The organism is Halanaerobium sp., assembly GCF_003070835.1.
Genome location: NZ_QBLR01000382.1, coordinates 1 through 2,905, shown reverse-complemented (window position 1 = coordinate 2,905; position 2,905 = coordinate 1). Strand labels below are relative to the sequence as shown.

The window sequence follows — 2,905 nt, the reverse complement described above, 5'->3', positions numbered from 1 at the left end:
TCGCTGCAAGTTCTGGGGTCTTGGTTCTGACGGTACTGTTGGTGCTAACAAGAATGCTATCAAGATTATTGGTGACAATACAGATAAGTATGCTCAGGCATATTTCTCTTATGACTCCAAAAAATCTGGTGGTGTAACAGTATCCCACCTAAGATTTGGAGACCAGCCAATTAAATCAACTTATTTAATTGACGAAGCTGATTATGTAGCCTGTCATAACGAATCATATGTAGATAAATTTGATATGGTTGAGGATTTACATGACGGTGGAAGTTTTGTTCTGAACTGTACTTGGTCAGAAGATGAATTAGCTGAGAATATTCCAGCAAAAATGAAGAAATATATCGCTGATCATGATATTAACTTCTACACAATTAATGCTGTAGATATTGCCCAGGAAGTTGGCTTAGGACAGAGAATCAATATGGTTATGCAGACTGCTTTCTTTAAAGTTGCAGATATCATTCCTGTTGATGAAGCTGTTGAATATCTAAAAGAAGCTATTCAAAAATCTTACGGCCACAAAGGTGATAAGATTGTTGAAATGAATAATAAAGCTGTAGATAAAGCTCTGGATGCTTTAGTTAAGATTGATGTACCTGCTGAATGGTCCAGTGCAGAAGCTGCAGAAGAGGAAGAGGAAGAAGACGTGCCAGCATTTGTTAAAGATGTACTTAGAGTTGTAAATGCACAAAAAGGTGATGAATTACCTGTTAGTACATTTATTGGCCGTGAAGATGGTCACTTCCCACAAGGACTTTCTAAATATGAGAAGAGAGGTATTGCAATCAATGTACCTGATTGGGATCTTGATACATGTATCCAGTGTAACCAGTGTTCATTAGCATGTCCTCATGCTGTAATTAGACCTTTCTTACTTGATGAAGAAGAAGCTGCCAATGCTCCAGAAGGATTTGAAACTCTGGATGCTCGCGGTAAGCAGTTAGAAGGACTGCAGTATAAGATTCAAGTAAGTCCTTATGATTGTACAGGTTGTGGAGTTTGTGCTGATGTTTGTCCTGTTGATGCTTTAGAAATGACTTCATTTGCTGAAATGGCGGAAAAAGAAGCAGATAACTGGGATTATGCAATCAACGAAGTAACTCCTAAAGAAGAAAAAATGGATAAGTTCAATATTAAAGGTAGTCAGTTCCAGCAGCCACTACTTGAGTTCCATGGTGCTTGTGCAGGTTGTGGAGAAACAGCTTATGCTAAGCTTGTAACTCAGTTATTTGGTGACAGAATGATTATCGCTAATGCTACAGGTTGTTCTTCAATCTGGGGTGGATCAGCTCCTGTATCTGTTTATACTACTAATGCGGAAGGACATGGACCTGCTTGGGGTAACTCCTTATTTGAGGATAATGCCGAGTATGGTTATGGTATGTTCTTAGCTAACGAACAGATTAGAGCTAAAATTGCTGACCTGATGGAAGAAGCAATTGAACTTGATCTAGACGATAAATTAACTGAATTAATGAAAGAAATGTTAGATAACTACAATGACGGCGAAAAAACTAAAGAAATCAAGCAAGAATTGATGCCTTTACTCGCTAAATACAGCGATAATGAAGTAATTGCTGAAATTGTAGACCGGAAAGAGTTTATTACCAAAAAGTCTCAGTGGATCTTTGGTGGAGACGGTTGGGCTTATGATATCGGTTATGGAGGCTTAGACCATGTTCTAGCTTCTGGTGATGATGTAAATGTTCTTGTATTTGATACAGAGGTTTATTCAAACACCGGTGGCCAGTCTTCAAAAGCTAGTCCAACTGCTGCAGCTGCTAAGTTTGCTGCTTCAGGTAAGAAAATTAAGAAGAAGGACTTAGGTCAGATGGCTATGACATATGGTTATGTTTATGTTGCTCAGATTTCTATGGGAGCTAACATGAACCAAGCTATTAAAGCTATTAAAGAGGCTGAAGCATATGATGGGCCTTCTCTTGTAATTGCTTATGCTCCATGTATTTCACATGGTCTGAAAAAAGGAATGGGCTGTAGTGTTAGTCAGGAAGATGACGCTGTTAAAGCAGGTTACTGGCATTTATTCCGCTTCAACCCAGAACTTAAAGGTGGAAGCGATAATCCATTTATCATGGATTCTAAAGAGCCTACAGAAAGCTTCAGAGATTTCTTACTCAGTGAGGTACGTTTCTCCTCCTTACAGAAGACATTCCCTGAGCTTGCAGAAGACCTCTTTGAAAAAGCAGAAGAAGATGCTGAAGAACGTTATCAGTCTTATAAGAGACTGGAAACAGCTTATGCACCAAAAGACGAAGAGTAAAACAGAAATAAAGGTAGCTTAAAAATAAATAAGTTCAAGGATAAAAGACCAGCGGGACGCCGCTGGTCTTTTTGCTTTTAAACGTACAGGTGCCGTGTACCACCCGGATTATGTCTTTTTGTGTCGAAAAATAAAATGATTTAAATTTTATTTTTATTGTAAAAATATTGAAATTATATAAATAAAAGTATATAATAAAATTAAAATGAACTAAAAAAATGGAGGGTGTATTAAATGGTTCGTAAAAAGAGAATCTGGTATCCCGGGGCAAAATATCACATAATAAGCCGGGGGAATAAAAAGAAAAATATTTTTTTAGATAAAGTTGATTATCAAATCTTTTTAGATATTCTAAAAGAAATGAATAGAAAACAACCCTTTACAATTATTAGTTACTGTTTAATGCCGAACCATACTCACCTTCAGGTAAGAACTTTTGATGTTGAGATCTGGAAAATCATGAAAGGAATCAACTGGCGTTATGCAAGATATTTTAATGAGCGATACAGCACAGTAGGTCACGTTTTTCAGGGGCGTTATGTTTCCAAAATAATAGAAAATAATTACTACAACTTAATTGTAAATCGCTATATCCACCTTAATCCGGTTAAAGATAAGCTG

At 37.0% G+C, this 2,905-nt stretch carries 2 protein-coding genes; both read left to right on the top strand.

The genetic code is table 11. The annotated features are described in order from the left end of the window. Positions 1-2,284: pyruvate:ferredoxin (flavodoxin) oxidoreductase (gene nifJ, locus CI949_RS19335; protein ID WP_290769445.1), on the top strand; the 2,284-nt coding region annotated here is incomplete at its 5' end. Between the two features lie 234 nt (positions 2,285-2,518). After that, a partial coding sequence (locus CI949_RS19330; RefSeq protein ID WP_290769442.1) for a transposase occupies positions 2,519-2,905 on the top strand: 387 nt, incomplete at its 3' end.